We start from the raw sequence: 17,069 nt of genomic DNA on the forward strand, positions 1-17,069 counted from the left end.
TCTGCCAGACTTCGGCTCGTGATTCGGGTACTGCTCGCGGACGACCATCAGCTCGTGCGGACCGGCTTCCGGGTCATCCTCGAGACGGAGGACGACCTGCGCGTGGTCGGCGAGGCCTCCGACGGGCAGCGGGCGGTCGAACTGGCCCGCAGCACCGAGGCGGACGTGCTGCTCATGGACGTCGAGATGCCCGGCCTCGACGGGCTGGCGGCGACCCGGGAGATCACGGCGGCCGGGCCGTCGCCGGCGGTGCTCATCCTCACCACGTTCGACCGCGACGACTACCTGTTCGCGGCGCTCGAGGCGGGGGCCAGCGGGTTCCTGCTCAAGAACGGCACGCCCGAGGCGCTGATCGAGGCGGTGCGGGTGGTGGCCCGCGGGGACGCGCTGCTCGCGCCCGAGATCACGCGGCGGGTCATCGCGGCGTTCGCCCGGCCGAGGACTCCGGCCCTGAGCGCGAAGACCGACGAGCTCACGCCGCGGGAGCGGGAGGTGCTCGTCGAGCTGGCCGGCGGGGCGACCAACGCGGAGATCGCGCAGCGGCTGCACCTCGGGGAGGCGACGGTCAAGACGCACGTCAGCCGGATCCTCGCCAAGCTGGGGCTGCGGGACCGCACGGCCGCCGTGGTCTACGCCTATGAGGCGGGTGTCGTGACGCCGGGTCCGTCGCGAGACGGAGGACGCAGGTAGATCTCGCGCCGGACTCGCGGGCGCCGGCCATCGCCTAGCGTTGGGGGCGTGAACGACGCGCTGCAACTAGAGCAGGTCAACCGGCGCTTCGGCGACCGGCAGGTCCTGACGGACATCACGTTCGAGGTCGGGGCCGGGCGGATGACCGGGTTCGTCGGGGCCAACGGGGCCGGCAAGACGACCACGATGCGGATCATCCTCGGGGTGCTGGCCGCCGACTCCGGGACCGTGAGCTGGTGCGGGTCCCCGCTGGCCCGCGACGACCGGCGCCAGGTCGGCTACATGCCCGAGGAGCGCGGGCTGTACCCCAAGATGAGCGTCCGCGAGCAGCTGGTCTACCTCGGCCGGCTGCACGGCCTGTCCGCCGGCAAGGTGCGGCGCAACGCCGCCGACCTGCTGGATCAGCTCGGGCTCGGGGAGCGGGCGGACGACCCGTTGCAGCAGCTGTCGCTCGGCAACCAGCAGCGCGCGCAGATCGCCGCGGCGCTGGTGCACGACCCGGTGCTGCTCGTGCTCGACGAGCCGTTCTCCGGGCTGGACCCCCTCGCCGTGGACGTGGTCGTCGGGGTGCTGCGCGAGCGGACCGCGGCGGGGGTGCCGGTGCTGTTCTCCAGCCACCAGCTCGACGTCGTGGAGCGGCTCTGCGACGACCTCGTCATCATCGCCGGCGGGCAGATCCGGGCCGTCGGCACGCGGGCGGAGCTGCGCGCCTCGTTCGCGCAGCCGCGGTACGAGATCCGCGTCGACGGCGACGCCGGCTGGCTGCGCGACCAGGCCGGCGTCACGCTGCTCGACCTCGACGGGGACCGCGCCGTGTTCGACCTCGACCCCACGGCCGACGACCAGTCGGTCCTGCGCGCCGCCCTGTCCCACGGCCCGGTACGCGCCTTCGGGCCGGTCGTGCCGTCGCTCGCCGAGATCTTCCGAGAGGTGACCCGATGAAGCTGCTGGACGCGGTCCGGCTCGTCGCCGCGCGCGAGCTGAAGGTGAAGCTGCGGGACAAGACGTTCCTGTTCAGCACCCTGTTCTTCCTGCTCTTCGCGGCCGCCGCGACGGTGCTGCCGGCGGTGTTCGCGGACGGGCCGTCGAGCGTGGCGGTGGCCCAGGCCTCCCCGTACGAGGGGCGGCTGCGCGAGGCCGGGCTGCAGGTGAAGGTCGCCGCCGACCCGGAGCGGACCGTGCGGGACTCCGACGCCGACGCCGCGGTCGTGGATAAGGACGGCAAGCCCGAGGTGCTCGCGCTGAAGCGCGCCCCGAACGACGTGGTCAGCGCGTTGTCGGCGGCTCCCGCCGTACGACTGCTGGATCCTTCTGCGGTGAACGAACTGGCGTCGTTCCTCGTGCCGTTCATGTTCGCGCTGGTCTTCTTCTTCACGTCGCTGACCTTCGGCATCCAGATCGCGCAGAGCGTGGTCGAGGAGAAGCAGACCAGAATGGTGGAGATCCTGGTCGCCGCGGTCCCGGTGCGGGCGCTGCTCATCGGCAAGGTCGCCGCCGGCGGCATCCTGGCCCTCGCGCAGGTCGCGCTGATCACGGTGGTGAGCGTGGCCGGCGCCCAGTTCACCGACGGCGGCGGCAGCCTGCTGCCGCTGCTCGGCCCCGCGATGACCTGGTTCGTGCCGTTCTTCGTGCTCGGCTTCGTCATGCTGGCCGCGCTGTGGGCCGCGGTCGGCGCCCTGGTCAACCGGCTCGAGGACGTCGGCAACGCGGGCATGCCGGTGCAGCTGGCGGTGATGCTGCCGTTCTTCGCGGTCATGCTCCTGCGGGACAACGCTGCGGTGATGCGAGTCCTGTCCTACGTCCCGCTGTCCAGCCCCACCGCGATGCCCGTGCGGGTCTTCACCGGCGACGCCGCCGCCTGGGAGCCGCTTGTGGCCCTGGTGCTGCTGGCCGCCGCCACCGTCGGCGCGCTGCTGGCCGGGGCGCGGCTCTACGAGGGCTCGCTGCTGCGCACCAACGGCCGCACCTCGTGGAAGGCCGCCTGGCGCGACCGCGAGCTGAGCCGGATCTGAGACCGTCGCGGCACCGCCCGCGGTGCCGTAGCCTGTCGATCATGCCGGCCACGTTCCCGTCGCACGCCGCCGCGGTCCTGCCGCTCAAGGCCTGGCGGCCGCGGGCCTTCGACGGGGTGGCGCTGGTGATCGGGGCGGCCGCGCCCGACCTGCCGTACGCGCTGGGCGGGTGCCGGCCGCCGTACACCTACGGCCACTCGTGGTGGGGCATCCTCGCCTCGGTGCCCGCCACGATGGCCGCGACCGCCCTGGTGCGCCGGGCCGCCCCGCAGGTCGCCGCGCACCTGCCGGGCGCCGCCGACTACGGCGCGCTGGGCGGGGTGCGCCATCCGTGGTGGGTCACGGCCGGCTCGGCGCTGCTGGGCGCGGCCAGCCACGTCGCCTGGGACCATGTCACGCACGCGTCGGTCCCCGGCACCCGGGTCGGGCTGCCCGCCCTGTCCCGTGAGGTGCTGCCCGGCGTGCCGGCGTGGATGCCGCTGCACCTGGCCTCCAGCGCCGCCGGGGCGGCCGGCGCGCTCGCCCTCGCCGCCCGGCTGACCCGCCGCGGCAGCATCCGGGCGTGGCACGGCCCCGCGCCCATGGTTCGCCGGCGGCCGGGGCTGTTCTGGGGTACCGCCGCCGTCACCGCCGCGGCGGGCACCGCGGCCGCCGCCATGGCTCCCGCCGACCGGGACCGCATCGTGCCGTTCCTGCCGCCGCTGCCCCGCCCGGCCGTGCTGTCCGCCCGGCTGCTCGGGGTGAGCGCGACGGCCCTGATGGCCGCGGCCGCCGTGGTCCGCAGGAGTTCGCGATGACCGCGCTGCTGTTCACCGGTGGTCCGGTGTGGACCGGTGACGGCCCCCGCACGGACGCGCTCGCCGTGCGCGACGGCCGCATCGTGCCCGCTTCCGCGTTGGCGGGCACGCGACACGAGGTGGTCGACCTGGCCGGCCGGATGCTCATGCCCGGCTTCCACGACGCCCACGTGCACCCGGTCAGCGGCGCCCTGGAGCGGCTGCGCTGCGACCTGTCGCACCTGCACGACCGCGAGTCCTACCTGGCCGCGGTGTCCGCCCACCCCGGCGGCGGCTGGGTCACCGGCGGGGGCTGGTCGATGTCGGCGTTCCCGGGCGGCCTCCCCCGCCGCGAGGACCTCGACGCCGCCGCCCCGGGCCGCCCGGTCTTCCTGCCCAACCGCGACCACCATTCCGCCTGGGTCAGCTCGGCCGCCCTGGCCCTGGCGGGCATCGACGCGCACACCCCGGACCCGCCGAACGGCCGCATCGAGCGCGACCCCGGCGGCGTGCCGACGGGTGTACTGCACGAGTCCGCGATGGACCTCGTCGCTCCCCTGCTGCCGGAGGACTCGGACGAGGACTACGACAAGGCGCTGCTGGAGGCGCAGCGGTACCTGTTCTCGCTGGGCGTCACGGGCTGGCAGGACGCCATCGTCGGCGCCTACGCGGGCTCCCGCGACCAGCTCGGCACCTACCTGCGCGCCGAGCGCGCGGGCTCGTTGCGCGCCCGCGTGGCCGGCGCCCTGTGGTGGGACCGCCACCGCGGCCCCGAGCAACTGGAGGACCTGCTGGCCCGCCGCGCCGCGGCCGCGTCCGGCACCCGCTTCCGCGCCGGCATCGTAAAGATCATGCAGGACGGCGTGGCCGAGAACTTCACCGCCGCCATGCTGGAGCCCTACGCCGGCAAGGACTTCCGCGGCAGGTCCAATGTGGACCCGGCCCGCCTGCGCGACCACGTGTCCGCGTTGGACCGTTGCGGCTTCTCGGTCCACTTCCACGCCATCGGCGACCGGGCCGTCCGCGAGTGCCTGGACGCCGTCGCCGCCGGCCCGCGGACCGGCCGCCACCACATCGCCCACCTGCACGTGGTCAACCCGTCGGACGTCGCGCGCTTCGCCGCCCTGGACGTCACCGCCAACATCCAGGCGCTGTGGGCCACCCACCACGAGCAGAACGACACCCTGTGCGTCCCGTTCTTCGGCCCCGAACGATCCGGCCACCAGTACCCGTTCGGCGCGATCGCCCGCGCGGGCGGCCGGCTGGCGGCGGGCAGCGACTGGCCGGTGAGCACCCCGGACCCGTGGCAGGCCATCCACGTGGCCGTGCACCGCACCGAGCCCCCGGACTCGGCCGAGTCCTCGTGGCCGGCGGCCCGGACCCCGATGCTGCCGGAGCAGGCCCTGACCCTGCAGCAGGCACTGACGGCGTACACGGCCGGGTCGGCCTACGTGAGCCACCTGGAGCACGAGATCGGCACCCTGACCCCGGGCAAGGCCGCGGACCTGGTCGTCCTGGACCGCGACCCCTTCGCCCCGGACACCCCGCTGCACGACGTCAAGGCCGACCTGGTCTTCATCGACGGCGCACTGGTCCACGAGCGTTGATGCGCTCCGTTACTGTGCGTGCGTGGCCCGATCCCGCCTGACCTACGCCGAGGCCGTCAAGCTCCTCAACGGCGGCCCGGACAAGCTCGACCTCCTCAACCGCCTCGCCGGCGGCGTCCTGCTGCTGGCCGCCCCGTTCACCGGCGTCGCGCTGTCCCTGTTCGACGCCAAGGGCGAGGCCAACGCCCTGCTGCGCGACCTGCTGGACCGCGCACCCGGCCGGATCAGGGCCAGCCGCGGCAGGTCCCACTACGAGCTGATCGAGGCCGCCCACACCGTCCTGGTCATCTCGTCGTACTTCGACGCCTTCGCCGAGCTGGCAAGGCCGCTGGCCCAGTCCCTGGACCTGACCGACGACGAACGGCGCCGCATCGCCGGCCACGGCCTGCTCGACCTCGCGGCCCCGCCGTTACCGGGCGCGACCCGGGGCGCCGCCGAGACCCTCACGGCCATGGAGCCGGTCATGCGGGGCATCCACGCCTCGCTTATCGATTTCGCCGCCGGGCTGGCGGTGGCCCGCCGCCTGATGCTGCCACCCGCCGGCGCCGTGGTCCGGCGGGCGCTCGAGCTGTACGGGGAGCGCTACGTCCGCCTCGCCGCCGACGTCCCCGAGTTCCTGATCTGGGCCCAGCTCAACGAGCACGCCGCCACCCGCGCCACCGTACGCGGCCAGACCGAGACCCTGACCCGGCTCGCCGACCTCCTGTCCACGGTCGTGCAGGGCGGCAACCCGGCCGCCGACGCCGAGCGGCGCCTTGCCGCCCAGGCCCGCCGGGTCCTGGACCGGCCGCTGTGGCGCACGACCGCCGCCGGCGACCTGTCGTTCCCGACCGTCGCGCAGGGCTTCGTCAGCCCGCGGTTCCGCATCGTGAGCGCCAACAACGCCTCCCCGCTCGGCGACGAGTCCTGGTGGGAGCGCACCCCGCAGCGCAGCGACCTCTCCGAGTTCCTCGCCGCCTGCCTCAGCGACCCGGTCTTCACCGAGCGGCCGCTGGTCGTCCTCGGCCACCCGGGCGCCGGCAAGTCGCTGCTCACCGAGGTCCTCGCCGCCCGGCTGCCCGCGGAGGCCTTCACCACGATCCGGGTGCCGCTGCGCAGCGTCGACCCCGACGCACCGGTCCACAAGCAGGTCGAGGCCACCGTCGAGCGGCTCGTCAAGGAGCCGATCTCCTGGGGCCAGCTGTGCCGCGCCTCGGACACCACGAAGGTCATCCTGCTCGACGGCTTCGACGAGCTGGTCCAGGCCACCGGCATCGCCCAGTCGCACTACATCGAGCGCATCGCGAGCTTCCAGCAGGACGAGTGGGTGAACGGCCGGCCCGTGGTCGTCATCGTCACCTCGCGCACCCTGGTCATGGACCGCACGGTCGTCCCGGACGGCACCGTGGTGATGAAGCTCGACCCGTTCGACGACGAGCAGATCGGCCGCTGGACGGCCGCCTGGAACGCCGCCAACGCCCACGACCCGACGTTTCGCCACCTGAGCACCGACGAGCTGCTCCCCCACGAGGAGCTGGCCGGCCAGCCGTTGCTGCTGCTGATGCTGGCCGTGTACGCGGCCGAGAGCGGCGCCCGGCTCGACCGCGAGGACCTGGCCGCCGACGAGCTGTACCGCCGCCTCCTCGACACCTTCATCCGCCGCCAGGTCCGCGAGAAGGGCGCGGACGACCTCGCCGGGCCGAGGCTGGCCGAGCTGGAAGTCGAGGCCCGGCATGACCTGGCGGTAGCCGCCTTCGCCATGTTCAACCGCGGTCTGCAGCACGTGCGCGAGGACGACCTCGGCCGCGACCTGGACGCCCTGCGCCCGCTGGCCGACGCCCCGCAGCCGCGCCTCGGCGAGCCGCTGACCCGCGCCAAGAGCACCGTCGCGGCCTTCTTCTTCGTCCACGTCGCGCAGGCCGACGACGACGCCCGCTCCCCCGGCCGCCGCACGTACGAGTTCCTGCACGCCACCTTCGCCGAGTACCTGGTGGCCGAGCACACCATAGAACTGCTCGACGAGATCGCCGAGGACCACCGCCGACCCCGCCGCCGCGCCTACGGCACCGGCGTCGACGACACCGCCCTGCGCAACCTGCTCTCCCATCAGCCCCTGACCAACGGCGAGCAGATCGTCCCCTTCCTGGCCGCCCTGATCGACCGCATGCCCGCCGACGCCCGAGCGAACCTGCAGGCGACGCTGCTCGACGTGTTCCGCACCGCCAGGAAGCGCGTCAACGACGGGGACTACCGCCCGACCCCCTTCGACGCGGTGAACCGGCTGGCCGCCTACACGGCGAACCTGGTCCTGCTGGCCGCGCTGTGTGACGAGGACGGCGTCTCGGTGGACGCCCTGTGCGGCGCGCCCGACGCCCCCTCCTTCGAGTCAACGGTGCGGCTCTGGCGAAGCGGCCTCGACGCAGGAGCCCAGAACGGTCTGTTCGGCATCCTGCTGCGCCGAGACGGCCGGATTGCTGTCGACGAGGTCGACGACACCTGGCTGCCCGAGCGCGAGGCCCACCTCGCCGGCGACACCTTCACCGGGGCAGCACTGAGGGCCGGCCGCCAGGCCTGGAATGGTGGGTTCCCTGACGACATGACCGACCTGGACGGTCGGCAGCTCGCCGAGCTCCTCGACCTCTTCCTGATTCGCTGGCCGATGCCGGGACCTGGCCGCATGATGCCGTACGACGAGCGCAACTACCGGCGCTGGGCCGATGCCGTCATGCAGTCCGGGGCACGCCTGCAACGGGCGACCGCGCGAATGCTCGCCGCGTGTCTCGTCCGTGACGCGGGCGAGCTGGAGCCGGCATTGCTGGAGACGCTGGTCCAGATTCTCGTCGAGAGCGGCAGGATCGCCTCCTCCCAGCCATTGCCGGCGCTCCTCGCGGTGCGAGCGCCCTGGCTGCTCGGCCGGTTTCCGACACTGGGCGATGGCATGTCGGCGGAGTCTCGGTTCTTCGTCTACAGCACCGCCCTGCTGGCCGATGCGCACGACGATCTCACGGCGTATGCGGACAAGTTACGAGCAGGTCTTCCCGCAGGGGCTTCCCTCAACATCGGGTCGATTGCTACGCCCTCGATGCTCGCCCACATGCACGAGATGCCGTCGCTGGTCCGGCGAATCCTCGTGGGTCTCGACGAGTTCGGCATTCTCGCCTGGTCCCAGGTCCGTCCCACGACGCTGCTGGCCGCCGCGGAGATCCTCGAAGATCGCGGTGAGTTCCAATCTTGGTTGGTGGCCGGCTATGTCGAGTCGCGCGACCAGGAAGTGTTCGAAGGGGAGGATGCCGTGGCGTTCGAGCGGTTGCGGAAGTTGGCTCGGTCATAGCGGGGTGCCGATGACCACCTGGCCCTCGTCCGAGATCGTGGCGGGGTACACCGTCAGGGTGTGGGCGCTCGTGGTCGAGCGGCCCGTCGCCAGGTCGAAGGTGTGCTGGTGCAGCGGGCACACCACGCACGACAGGTCGGTCAGGCCGTCGGCGATCGGGCCGCCGGCGTGGGGGCAGACGGCGGAGACCGCGCGGACCGAACCGTCGCGCAGGTGGAAGACCGCGACCGGGTGGCCGTCGACGAGGTACGCGCGGCCCTCGCCCACCGGGATGTCGGCGAGCGGGCCGAGGACGGTCTGCACGATCATGGCTGCCCCGGGAGGGAAGGACGGAACTGGCCGGGGGTGGCGGCCTCGACGCGTTCCAGCCACGGGTCGCGGTACGCGGCGACCGAGGCGGCCATGGACGCGTCCAGGCGGGCGGCGATGCCCTCCGCGTCCTGCACGACGACCGCGCGGATGTGGTCGATGCCCAGGCGCGGGACCCACGCGTAGGTGCGCTCCAGCCAGTTCGCGGACTCCCGGTAGTACTGCAGGAAGCGCCCCGTCAGCGCGACGACCTCCTCCGGTGTGGACACCGTGGCGAGCAGGTCGCCCTTGCGCACGTGGGCGCCGGCCGCGCCGCCGACGTACAGCTCCCAGCGGCCGCCCTCGATGGCGACCACGCCGAGGTCCTTCACGTAGGCCTCGGCGCAGTTGCGGGGGCAGCCGGTCACGGCGAGCTTCATCTTGCCGGGGCCCTCGATGCCCTGGTAGCGCTCCTCCAGCGCGATGCCCAGGGCGGTCGAGTCGCCGAGGCCGAAGCGGCAGAACTCGGCGCCGACGCAGGTCTTCACGGTGCGAAACGACTTGCCGTAGGCCCAGCCCGACGGCATGCCCAGGTCCGCCCACATCGCCGGGAGATCCTCCTTGCGCACGCCGAGCAGGTCGATGCGCTGGCCGCCGGTCAGCTTCACCATCGGCACCTCGTACTTGTCGGCCACGTCGGCGATGCGCCGCAGCTGGGCCGGGGTGGTGACGCCGCCCTGCATCTGCGGTACCACCGAGAAGGTGCCGTCCTTCTGGATGTTGGCGTGGACGCGGTCGTTGATGAAGCGGGCGTCGCGTTCGTCGACGTACTCGGCGCCCCACAGCATCCGCAGCAGCGACGCCAGGCCCATCTTGCTCTTCGCGTCCTCGCGGCCGCCGGGGGCCAGCGCGGCGAAGACGGCCGAGACGGAGCGTAGTTCGAGGCGCCGGACGGCTTCCATGAGTTGCTGCTTGGGCATCGGTACGCCGGGCACGTACCAGTCCGCCGCGGGGTCCTCGTCGGCCGTGCCGCCGGCGGCCCACTCGACGATCCGGGTCACCAGGGGCTTGCACGAGCCGCAGCCCCTGCCCGCCCGGGTGGCCTCCATCGCGGCGCCGACGGTCCGGGATCCACTGTGGACGGCCCGGGCCAGGGCGGCCTTGGTCACGCCGTTGCAGTTGCACACCTGGAGGTCGTCGGCGAGCGCCGCGGGATCGTCCTCGTGCCCCGACGCGTCGACGAGGAGGGCGGCCCGGTCGTCGGGTAGTGCGACGCCCTCGTGGTACAGCCGCGTGAGCAGCGCGGCCCGGCGCACGTCGCCGACGAGGGTGGCGCCGGCCAGGCGGCCGTCGCGGACCACGGCGCTGCGGTAGACGCCGCGGGCCGGCTCGGCGAAGACGACCGTCTCGTCGCCGTCGCGCTCGGCCGCGCGCAGGCCCATCGAGGCGACGTCGACGCCGGCCACCTTGAGCCGGGTGGCGGTGCGGGTGCCGTGGTAGGCCGCGCCCGGGTCGGCCCCGGTGACGTGGTCGGCGAGGACCTTGGCCTGCTCCCACAGCGGGGCGACCAGGCCGTAGGTCTCGCCGCGGTGCTGGACGCACTCCCCGACGGCGTAGATGTCGGGCTCGTCGAGGGCACGCATCTGGTCGTCGACGACGATGCCGCGCTCGACCACCAGGCCGGAGGCGGCGGCCAGGTCGGTGTCGGCGCGGATGCCGGCCGCGACCACGACCACGTCGCACGGGATCTCCCGGCCGTCGCGCAGCCGCACGCCGGTGACCGCGTCCCGGCCCAGAATCTCCGCCGTGTACGCCCCGGTGACCACGGCGATGCCGAGCCGCTCGACGCTGCGCCGCAGGATCGCCCCGCCCTGCGCGTCGAGCTGGGCGTGCATGAGGTGGCCGCCGGAGTGCACGAGCGTGACGTGCGGCAGGTGGTGCTGCAGGCCGCGGGCCGCCTCCAGGCCGAGCAGCCCGCCGCCGATGACCACGGCCCGCTCGTGCTCCCGGGCGTAGCGGATCATGCCGCGGGTGTCGTCGAGCGTGCGGAACGCGAACACGCCCTGGTGGTAGCCGCGGCTCGGGTGGTGCAGGCCGGGGATGGCGGGCACGTGGGCGCGGCTGCCGGTGGCGAGGATCAGCTTGTCGTAGTGCCGCTCGGTGCCGTCCTCGGCGTGCACCACCCTGGCGAACCGGTCGATGCGGGTGACCCGGACGCCGGCGCGCAGCTCGATGCCGTTGTCGCGGTACCAGGCCAGGTCGTTGAGGACGATGCCGGCCTCGTCCTCGGCCCCGCTGAGCACCTCGGAGAGCAGGATGCGGTTGTAGTTGCCGTAGGGCTCGGCGCCGAACACGGTGATGTCGAACCGCTCCCCGCCACCGCGGCGCAGAATCTCCTCGACGGTGCGCGCACCGGCCATCCCGTTGCCGACCACAACCAGTTTGGCCCGGCTGCATGCACGTTTCGCGGCCCCTTCGCTCCGCTCCGGACCGCTCATGCGATCTCGACCAGCCCGAGGTCGATGACGACGGTGACGGCGAGGCCGGCCGGCGCGGCGGCGTGCACCTCGATGCCGGTGCCGGCCTCGAGGTCCTCCACCACCCGCAGGGCCACGTGCGTGTGGTGCTTCGCGCCGATCGGGAACAGTCGCATCGGCTGGCCGTCCCGCACGAGGTACAGGCAGATCAGCTCGGCGCTGGCGTTGCCGCCGCGGAAGTACACCGGCTGGGCGAGCGTGCCGCCGGGCACCACGTAGGCGAGCGCGGGGTCCAGCGGCACCGGCCGGTCGAGGCCCTTGCCCTCGAAGCTGAAGACGCCTTGCAGGAAACGGGGGGTGCTGCGCACGGCGGGTTCCCTTCGTCAGGTGACCCCTGCCATCCTGGCGACGCGGTGTTGCCCCGCGGTCGCCCGCTTGTTACCAGCCGCTGCCCCAGCGGCTCACAACGGCAGCGCAACGCCGGACAGCTCGGCGCAGGCGCGCGGCAGCCCGTCCTGGCGCCGCTTACAGGAGCGGCCGGTGACGCAGCGGCCTGCGATAGGCTGGCCGCTCATGAGCGTACGGTCGTTCGTGGAGGCGGCGGGGCAGCACATCGACGCCCTGCACGGGATGGTGCTGCTGCGCGGCGGCGAAACGGTCGCCGAGGGGTACTGGCGGCCGTACCGCAAGGACGCGCCGCACCTGCTGTTCTCGCTCAGCAAGAGCTTCACCAGCACGGCGGTCGGGTTCGCGGTGGCGGAGGGCCTGCTCGGGCTGGACGATCCGGTGGCCGGCTACTTCGGCGGGCACGGCGACCCGCGCCTGCTCGTGCGGCACCTGCTCACGATGACCACCGGGCACGTCGAGGACACGATGTCGCCCATGAGCCGGGGCGATGACTGGGCCGGCGGGTTCCTGGCCCTGCCGGTCGAACGCGAGCCCGGCACGCACTTCGTGTACAACACCGGCGCCACCTACATGGCCGGGGCGATCGTGCAGCGGGTCACGGGCCGGCGGCTGGTCGACTACCTGCGTCCGCGGCTGTTCGACCCGCTCGGCTTCGGCGACGTGACGTGGGAGCAGTGCCCGGCCGGCCGCGACGTGGCCGGGTTCGGGATGACCGCGCGGGTCCCGGAGATCGCGAGGTTCGGCCAGCTGTACCTCCACGACGAGCGCGGCATCCTGCCCGACGGCTGGGCCGAGCAGGCCACCCGGGCCCAGGTCGACAACCGCGCGGCCGGGTCGAACCCGGACTGGCAGGAGGGCTACGGCTTCCAGTTCTGGCGCGGCCGCCACGGCACGTTCCGCGGCGACGGGGCGTTCGGGCAGTTCTGCGTCGTCATGCCGGAGCAGGACGCGGTGCTCGCGCTGACCTCCGGCACCGCCGACATGCAGGCCGTGCTCGACCTCGTGTGGGCGCACCTGCTGGGCGAGCTCGAGCCGGCGGACCTGCCGGACCTGGCGATGCCCGCGGTGCAGGGCGAGCCGGCCCGGGAGGACCTGGGCACCTTCGTGGTCGCGCGGCCGCGCCGCTCGCGGCCCGGGGACTGGCGGCCCAGCCACGAGCGCCCGCCGACGATCCGGTCGATCACGTTCGGACCCGAACGGGTGAGCATCGTGGACGAGACCGGGACGCACGAGCACGTGTGCCGGCCGGGCGAGTGGCACGGCGACGGCGAGTGGGCCAGCAGCGGGGCGTGGACCGGGCCCGGCGAGTACACCTTCAAGGTCGCCTACACCGACGGGCCGTTCGTGCGCACGTACCGCTGCCGCTTCGACGGCGACGCGGTCACCGTCACGCCGGGCGACAACGTGTCGTTCGGCCCGACCGGCTACCCGCCGGTGCACGCCACCCGGGACTAGGGTCGGGGAAAGGGTGCATCGACGGTTGTCACGGACCCGATTCGTTTGGAGACTGACGGTCGGGGCGCGGCCGGCCTAGCGCTCTACATTGATCATCTTAAATCTGAGTGTTTGCCCGATTTCTCGCCTACGCACGAAACGAATTGAATGATGCCGGTGCAATTCACGAGCGGTTGACAGCGCTTAGCGTGCGAGTAATGCTTTGTCAGCCATTGAGACCACTCGCTGGAAAAATGGCTTGTTCGTGCATTCATGTCGACACAGGAGGTGAACAATGTCGAAGGCCGTTGTCTCGGGCCGCGTCGTGTCCGGACGCGTCGTTTCGGGCCGCGTCGTGTCGGGTCGCCGCGTCGTCTCCGGCTGAACCATCGATCCCGCACCGTGCGGCGCACGGTGCGGAACTGGCGGGCGGCCGGCGAGCATCGCCGGCCGCCCGCGCACCATTTCGCAGCCGAGTCCCGTGGAGGCCGTCATGTTTGCGACACCGATCGCCGAGACGTACCCGGCGACCGTCGGCCAGCTGTCCGTCTGGCGCGACATCGAGAAGATGCCGCCCGAGCGGCGCTGGGAGGCCAACCTCGTCTTCGTCTGGGACCTGCCCGCCGGGCAGTGGCCGGAAAACGACGTCTGGGCGGCGATCGGCGAGCTGGGAATGCGACACGGGTCGCTGCGGACCACCTACGTGATCGACGACGACGGGATGCCCCGCCAGCGCCTCGCCGCCGGCACCGCGGCCGAGGTCGGCGACCGGGTCCGGCAGGGCACCGCCGACCGCGCCGAGCGGGCCGCGATGGAGGCCGCCGAGCTGCAGCGCGAGATCGACGCCACGGCCGAGCTGCCGTGGCGGGCGTGGCTCCTCACCGAGGACGGCGCCCCACGGCAGCTGCTCCTCGTGGTCAACCACATGGCCGCCGACGGCGCCGCGATGCTGCTCATGCGGGAGGACTTCGAGCGGCTGCTGCGCGGCGAGACGCTGCCGCCCGCGCGGGGACCCCTCGAGATGGCCCTCGACCAGGAAGGCGCCGGATCCGGGCGGCTGCGGGCGGCGGAACGGCACTGGCGGCGCACGCTCGCCGCGGCCCCGCGCCTGGCCCCGGACACGCCGCAGGGGCCGCCGCTCGGCGCGACGCTGCACACCGGCATCCCGATGCCGCAGGCCAACGAGGCCGCCGCGCGGCACGAGGTGACCCTCGCGAGCCTCATCCTGGGCGCCTACTACACGGCGCTGCGCGAGGTGACCGGCGCGCCCGCGCACCTGTTCTACCCGATGTCGGCCAACCGCTTCGACGACGACCACGCGGCCGTCGTCACCAGCCTCAACCAGTGGGCGCCGCTGGTGCTCGACCTCGACGAGCCGTTCCCGCAGCTGCTGGGACGGACGCACTGGCGCAGCTTCGCCGCCCTCAAGCACGGCGTGTGCTCGCCGGACGCGATCCTGGCCATCCGCGAGGCCCACGAGCGCGACGGCGGCGACCCGGGCTACTACTACAACCCGATCCTGGCCCCGCCCGGCTTCCCCTCCGATGACGAGCTCAGCGACCCGAGCCTCGAGCGGTACCCGCCGGCCCGGGTGACCGGCCCCGGCTTCTACGTCATCGCCCGCGGGCTGACCAGCCTCGACCTCATCGTGCGGGTGCACCGGCCGGGCTGGACCAGCGAGGCCCTGGACCGTCTGCTCACCAGGATGCAGGAGCTGCTGGCGGCGGCGCTGGGCGGCCGCGCGCTGTAGGTCGACCCTGCCCGGGATGCCGCACTCCGCCGGGATATGACCTCCCTGCGGGCAAGGGGCGTACACGCGGATTTCGCCCGATCATGGCCGGAAACCGGAATTTCCGGCACATCGGGCGGCCGGGGTCCGTAGCGTCGGGCTGGACAGCGAAGGCGATGGACGGGAGACGAGCGGTGAAGCTCAAGTACGGGGCGGCGCTGCTGCTCCTCGGTACCCTCGCGATGAGCGGCTACGCGACCGGCGCCGGCCCGGCGCCCCGCTGGCACGGGGTGTCCGACGTGCGGCAGGCCACCGAGACCCCCGCGCCGGCCGGCTCCCTGAGCCCCGTGGCGACGGACGCCGACCTGCGCGCCGCGCTGCTCGGCGGCGCCGACGTGCCGAGCGGGATGAGCCCGGTGGCGACGGCGTCCACCCACACCGGCAAGGTGAGCGTCGGGGGCGGCAGCTTCCCGGGGTGCCCGGCGCTGGAGCCGATGACGACCGACGAGACGACGTCGGCCGCGGTCAGCTACGCGGCCGGGGCGGTCGGGCCGTACCTGACGCACGTGATCGTGCGCTTCCCCGCGGGTGGGGCGCAGGACGCCATGGCGCGGCTGCGCAGTACCGCGGCGTCGTGCAAGTCCTTCGAGCAGCAACTGGCCGGCATCACGGTGAAGTTCACCGTGGCCGCGGTGGACCTGCCGGCCGGGCTCGGCGACGACGCCGCCGGGCTGCGGATGACCGGCACGACCGACATCGGCATCAGCGTGGCCGCCGACATCGTCGCCGTGCGCCGCCACGACTACGTCGTCTGGCTCAACGACACCGCCATCGGCACCAGCCCGGCGGGCCTGGCCACGAAAGCCGCCCCGGTCGCCGCCGCCCGCTGCGGCCAGCGGCTCGCGGGCTGCTGAGCCGGCCACCGCGCGCGGTCACCCGGTCTCGCGGCGCGGGCCTTGGCCTTGTCGCCGCGCACGCCGCACGCCGCACGCCGCACCAGAGCGTGACAGCCCGGGAGCGGTCGCTGAACAGCCGGGTGCACGCCCACCCGCGGCGCCCGCGCTCGGCCGCTGAAGGACGGGGCGCCCGGGCCGGTGCCGTGGCCCGGGCGCGCCCTCACGTGACACTGTACGGTTTCAACCCGCTCCGAGGGGACGACTCATCCAGATCGATTTCTCCGCGTCGAACCCGTGCCGCGCGTAGAAGGCCCGGACCCGGGCGTTGTGGGCCTCGGTCTCCAGGAACATGGCCGACGCCCCCGCCTCGGCCGCGGCCGCCACGACCCGGTCCAGCAGGGCGGCGCCCCGGCCCCGGCCCTGCTCGCGCACGTAGATCTCGTCGAGCAGCGCCTCCCGCCCGCCCGACTCGAGGCTCCACCCCCAGGTGAGCACGGCGTAGCCCGACGGCCGCGGCGCGCCGATCAGCCACACCTGGCCGTGCTCGTCGCGGGCCAGCAGCGGGCCGAGCGCCCGGGTCACCCGCGCTTCGTCGAACTCGTGCCGGTCGGCCGCGCAGAACTCCTCGACCAGCGCGAGCACGGCGGGCAGGTCGGCGGGCTGGGCGCGGTACACCTGGGGCTCGGTCACGGCGCCTGAATCTACCCGTGCGGCACTGGGCCACGTGCCTGCGCCGCTCGCCGCCGTCGCGCTCGTGGTGCTCGGCTACGCCGCCCTGATCTGCGCGCACGCGCACGTCATCCGCCGTCACCGGGTCCGCGGCGCCCACGAGCCGCGGGCCGCATTGTGGCTGGCCGCGCGATTCGGCCCGCTGCCGTAGCCGGCCGACGCCGGGGAGCGGCTGGCCCGCAGCGAGCGGCGGGTCACCCGGCGACTGCTGCGCGGCGACGCCGGCCCGGCGCAGCACCGGGCGGCGATGGCCCGCCTCGCCGCCCCGGAGTCCCTGGAACGGCCGCTACGCGCCGCCCGCCGCTGAGCCCAGGGTTCGCTCGACCCAGCCGCGCAGCACGTTGGCCGGGGCCCCGCCCGCCTGCCGCGCCAGCACCTTGCCGTCCCGCAGGATCATCAGCGTCGGCACGGCGCGGACGCCGAAGCGCGCCTGCAGCCGCGGCGCCTCGTCCACGTTGACCTTGACCAGTTTGACCGATCCGGCGAGCTCGCCCGCCACCCGCTCCAGGGCCGGCCCGACCGCCCGGCACGGCGCGCACCACGGCGCCCACAGGTCGACCAGGACCGGCGTGGGGGCGCGCCCGGGCCCCCCCCCCCACGCCCCCCCCCGCCGTCCTGGCCCGTCGGGACCCCCCCCCGGGGCCCGCCACCCCCCCCCCCGGCTCCTTCCTGGCCCAGCTGGTCGACGCCGTGGCCGAGGGCGCCAAACGGGC

Annotated in this window: 15 protein-coding genes; 10 read left to right on the forward strand and 5 right to left on the reverse strand. The window is 73.8% G+C overall.

Translation table 11 applies throughout. From position 1 onward, the window contains the following. Positions 1-18 precede the first annotated feature (18 nt). The 6 genes from AB0M46_RS40410 to AB0M46_RS40435 are packed head-to-tail and all read left to right on the forward strand — an operon-like array spanning position 19 to position 8,395. Positions 19-690: a response regulator transcription factor gene (locus tag AB0M46_RS40410; protein ID WP_363345178.1), complete on the forward strand. Its 672-nt coding sequence runs from the start codon at positions 19-21 to the stop codon at positions 688-690. Positions 691-738: 48 nt separating this feature from the next. Next, positions 739-1,632 carry an ATP-binding cassette domain-containing protein gene (locus AB0M46_RS40415; RefSeq protein WP_363345179.1) on the forward strand — a complete coding sequence of 298 codons (894 nt, stop codon included), beginning with the start codon at positions 739-741 and terminating at the stop codon, positions 1,630-1,632. Next, positions 1,629-2,702, forward strand: a complete 1,074-nt coding sequence (locus AB0M46_RS40420) for an ABC transporter permease (protein WP_363345180.1) — start codon at positions 1,629-1,631, stop codon at positions 2,700-2,702. Before AB0M46_RS40415 ends, AB0M46_RS40420 begins: the two co-directional genes overlap by 4 nt. A gap of 41 nt (positions 2,703-2,743) precedes the next feature. Further along, positions 2,744-3,499 (forward strand): DUF4184 family protein, encoded by a 756-nt coding sequence (locus tag AB0M46_RS40425; RefSeq protein ID WP_363345181.1) that lies wholly within the window; start codon positions 2,744-2,746, stop codon positions 3,497-3,499. Beyond that, the gene (locus tag AB0M46_RS40430) at positions 3,496-5,085 is read left to right on the forward strand and encodes an amidohydrolase (RefSeq protein ID WP_363345182.1); all 1,590 of its coding nucleotides are present in this window, start codon (positions 3,496-3,498) and stop codon (positions 5,083-5,085) included. The genes AB0M46_RS40425 and AB0M46_RS40430 overlap by 4 nt, the downstream gene beginning before the upstream one ends. 22 nt (positions 5,086-5,107) lie before the next feature. Continuing rightward, the gene (locus AB0M46_RS40435) at positions 5,108-8,395 is read left to right on the forward strand and encodes a hypothetical protein (protein ID WP_363345183.1); all 3,288 of its coding nucleotides are present in this window, start codon (positions 5,108-5,110) and stop codon (positions 8,393-8,395) included. Here AB0M46_RS40435 and AB0M46_RS40440 read toward each other — a convergent pair. From AB0M46_RS40440 to AB0M46_RS40450, 3 genes are read right to left on the reverse strand one after another with little or no spacing between them, the layout of a single operon-like run. After that, positions 8,390-8,704, reverse strand: coding sequence for a Rieske (2Fe-2S) protein (locus AB0M46_RS40440; RefSeq protein WP_363345184.1), 315 nt, complete (start codon positions 8,702-8,704; stop codon positions 8,390-8,392). The genes AB0M46_RS40435 and AB0M46_RS40440 overlap by 6 nt on opposite strands. Then, positions 8,701-11,181, reverse strand: a complete 2,481-nt coding sequence (nirB, locus tag AB0M46_RS40445; protein WP_363345185.1) for a nitrite reductase large subunit NirB — start codon at positions 11,179-11,181, stop codon at positions 8,701-8,703. The genes AB0M46_RS40440 and nirB overlap by 4 nt, the downstream gene beginning before the upstream one ends. Beyond that, positions 11,178-11,528 carry a molybdopterin oxidoreductase gene (locus AB0M46_RS40450; RefSeq protein ID WP_363345186.1) on the reverse strand — a complete coding sequence of 117 codons (351 nt, stop codon included), beginning with the start codon at positions 11,526-11,528 and terminating at the stop codon, positions 11,178-11,180. Before AB0M46_RS40450 ends, nirB begins: the two co-directional genes overlap by 4 nt. A 205-nt stretch (positions 11,529-11,733) precedes the next feature. Between AB0M46_RS40450 and AB0M46_RS40455 the strand changes: the two genes are divergently transcribed. From AB0M46_RS40455 to AB0M46_RS40465, 3 genes are all read left to right on the forward strand, one after another. Continuing rightward, positions 11,734-13,023, forward strand: a complete 1,290-nt coding sequence (locus AB0M46_RS40455) for a serine hydrolase domain-containing protein (RefSeq protein ID WP_363345187.1) — start codon at positions 11,734-11,736, stop codon at positions 13,021-13,023. A 472-nt stretch (positions 13,024-13,495) separates the two neighbouring features. After that, a complete protein-coding gene (locus AB0M46_RS40460; RefSeq protein WP_363345188.1) occupies positions 13,496-14,752 on the forward strand; it encodes a condensation domain-containing protein in 1,257 nt (418 codons plus the stop codon). A gap of 155 nt (positions 14,753-14,907) precedes the next feature. Next, positions 14,908-15,645 carry a hypothetical protein gene (locus tag AB0M46_RS40465; RefSeq protein WP_363345189.1) on the forward strand — a complete coding sequence of 246 codons (738 nt, stop codon included), beginning with the start codon at positions 14,908-14,910 and terminating at the stop codon, positions 15,643-15,645. A gap of 222 nt (positions 15,646-15,867) precedes the next feature. Here the strand turns inward: AB0M46_RS40465 and AB0M46_RS40470 are convergent, their stop codons facing one another. Beyond that, positions 15,868-16,317 (reverse strand): GNAT family N-acetyltransferase, encoded by a 450-nt coding sequence (locus tag AB0M46_RS40470; RefSeq protein ID WP_363345190.1) that lies wholly within the window; start codon positions 16,315-16,317, stop codon positions 15,868-15,870. Positions 16,318-16,351: 34 nt separating this feature from the next. Here AB0M46_RS40470 and AB0M46_RS40475 point away from each other — a divergent pair, with 34 nt between their 5' ends. Then, positions 16,352-16,507 carry a hypothetical protein gene (locus AB0M46_RS40475; RefSeq protein ID WP_363345191.1) on the forward strand — a complete coding sequence of 52 codons (156 nt, stop codon included), beginning with the start codon at positions 16,352-16,354 and terminating at the stop codon, positions 16,505-16,507. A 135-nt stretch (positions 16,508-16,642) separates the two neighbouring features. On the opposite strand, the gene AB0M46_RS40480 is transcribed toward AB0M46_RS40475, so the two are convergent. After that, complete coding sequence (locus tag AB0M46_RS40480) at positions 16,643-16,918, reverse strand: thioredoxin domain-containing protein (protein ID WP_363345192.1); 276 nt, start codon at positions 16,916-16,918, stop codon at positions 16,643-16,645. Positions 16,919-17,069 lie beyond the last annotated feature (151 nt).

Origin of the sequence: Dactylosporangium sp. NPDC051485, from assembly GCF_040682015.1 — a bacterium.
In the GTDB taxonomy this organism is placed as follows: domain Bacteria; phylum Actinomycetota; class Actinomycetes; order Mycobacteriales; family Micromonosporaceae; genus Dactylosporangium.

What these genes read in the sequence shown, in the direction of transcription:
- AB0M46_RS40420 (WP_363345180.1), top strand. Translation starts at nt 1,629, where the DNA reads ATGAAGCTGCTGGACGCGGTCCGGCTCGTCGCCGCGCGCGAGCTGAAG.
- AB0M46_RS40425 (WP_363345181.1), top strand. Translation starts at nt 2,744, where the DNA reads ATGCCGGCCACGTTCCCGTCGCACGCCGCCGCGGTCCTGCCGCTCAAG.
- AB0M46_RS40430 (WP_363345182.1), top strand. Translation starts at nt 3,496, where the DNA reads ATGACCGCGCTGCTGTTCACCGGTGGTCCGGTGTGGACCGGTGACGGC.
- AB0M46_RS40440 (WP_363345184.1), bottom strand. Translation starts at nt 8,704, where the DNA reads ATGATCGTGCAGACCGTCCTCGGCCCGCTCGCCGACATCCCGGTGGGC.
- nirB (WP_363345185.1), bottom strand. Translation starts at nt 11,181, where the DNA reads ATGAGCGGTCCGGAGCGGAGCGAAGGGGCCGCGAAACGTGCATGCAGC.
- AB0M46_RS40455 (WP_363345187.1), top strand. Translation starts at nt 11,734, where the DNA reads ATGAGCGTACGGTCGTTCGTGGAGGCGGCGGGGCAGCACATCGACGCC.
- AB0M46_RS40460 (WP_363345188.1), top strand. Translation starts at nt 13,496, where the DNA reads ATGTTTGCGACACCGATCGCCGAGACGTACCCGGCGACCGTCGGCCAG.
- AB0M46_RS40465 (WP_363345189.1), top strand. Translation starts at nt 14,908, where the DNA reads ATGGACGGGAGACGAGCGGTGAAGCTCAAGTACGGGGCGGCGCTGCTG.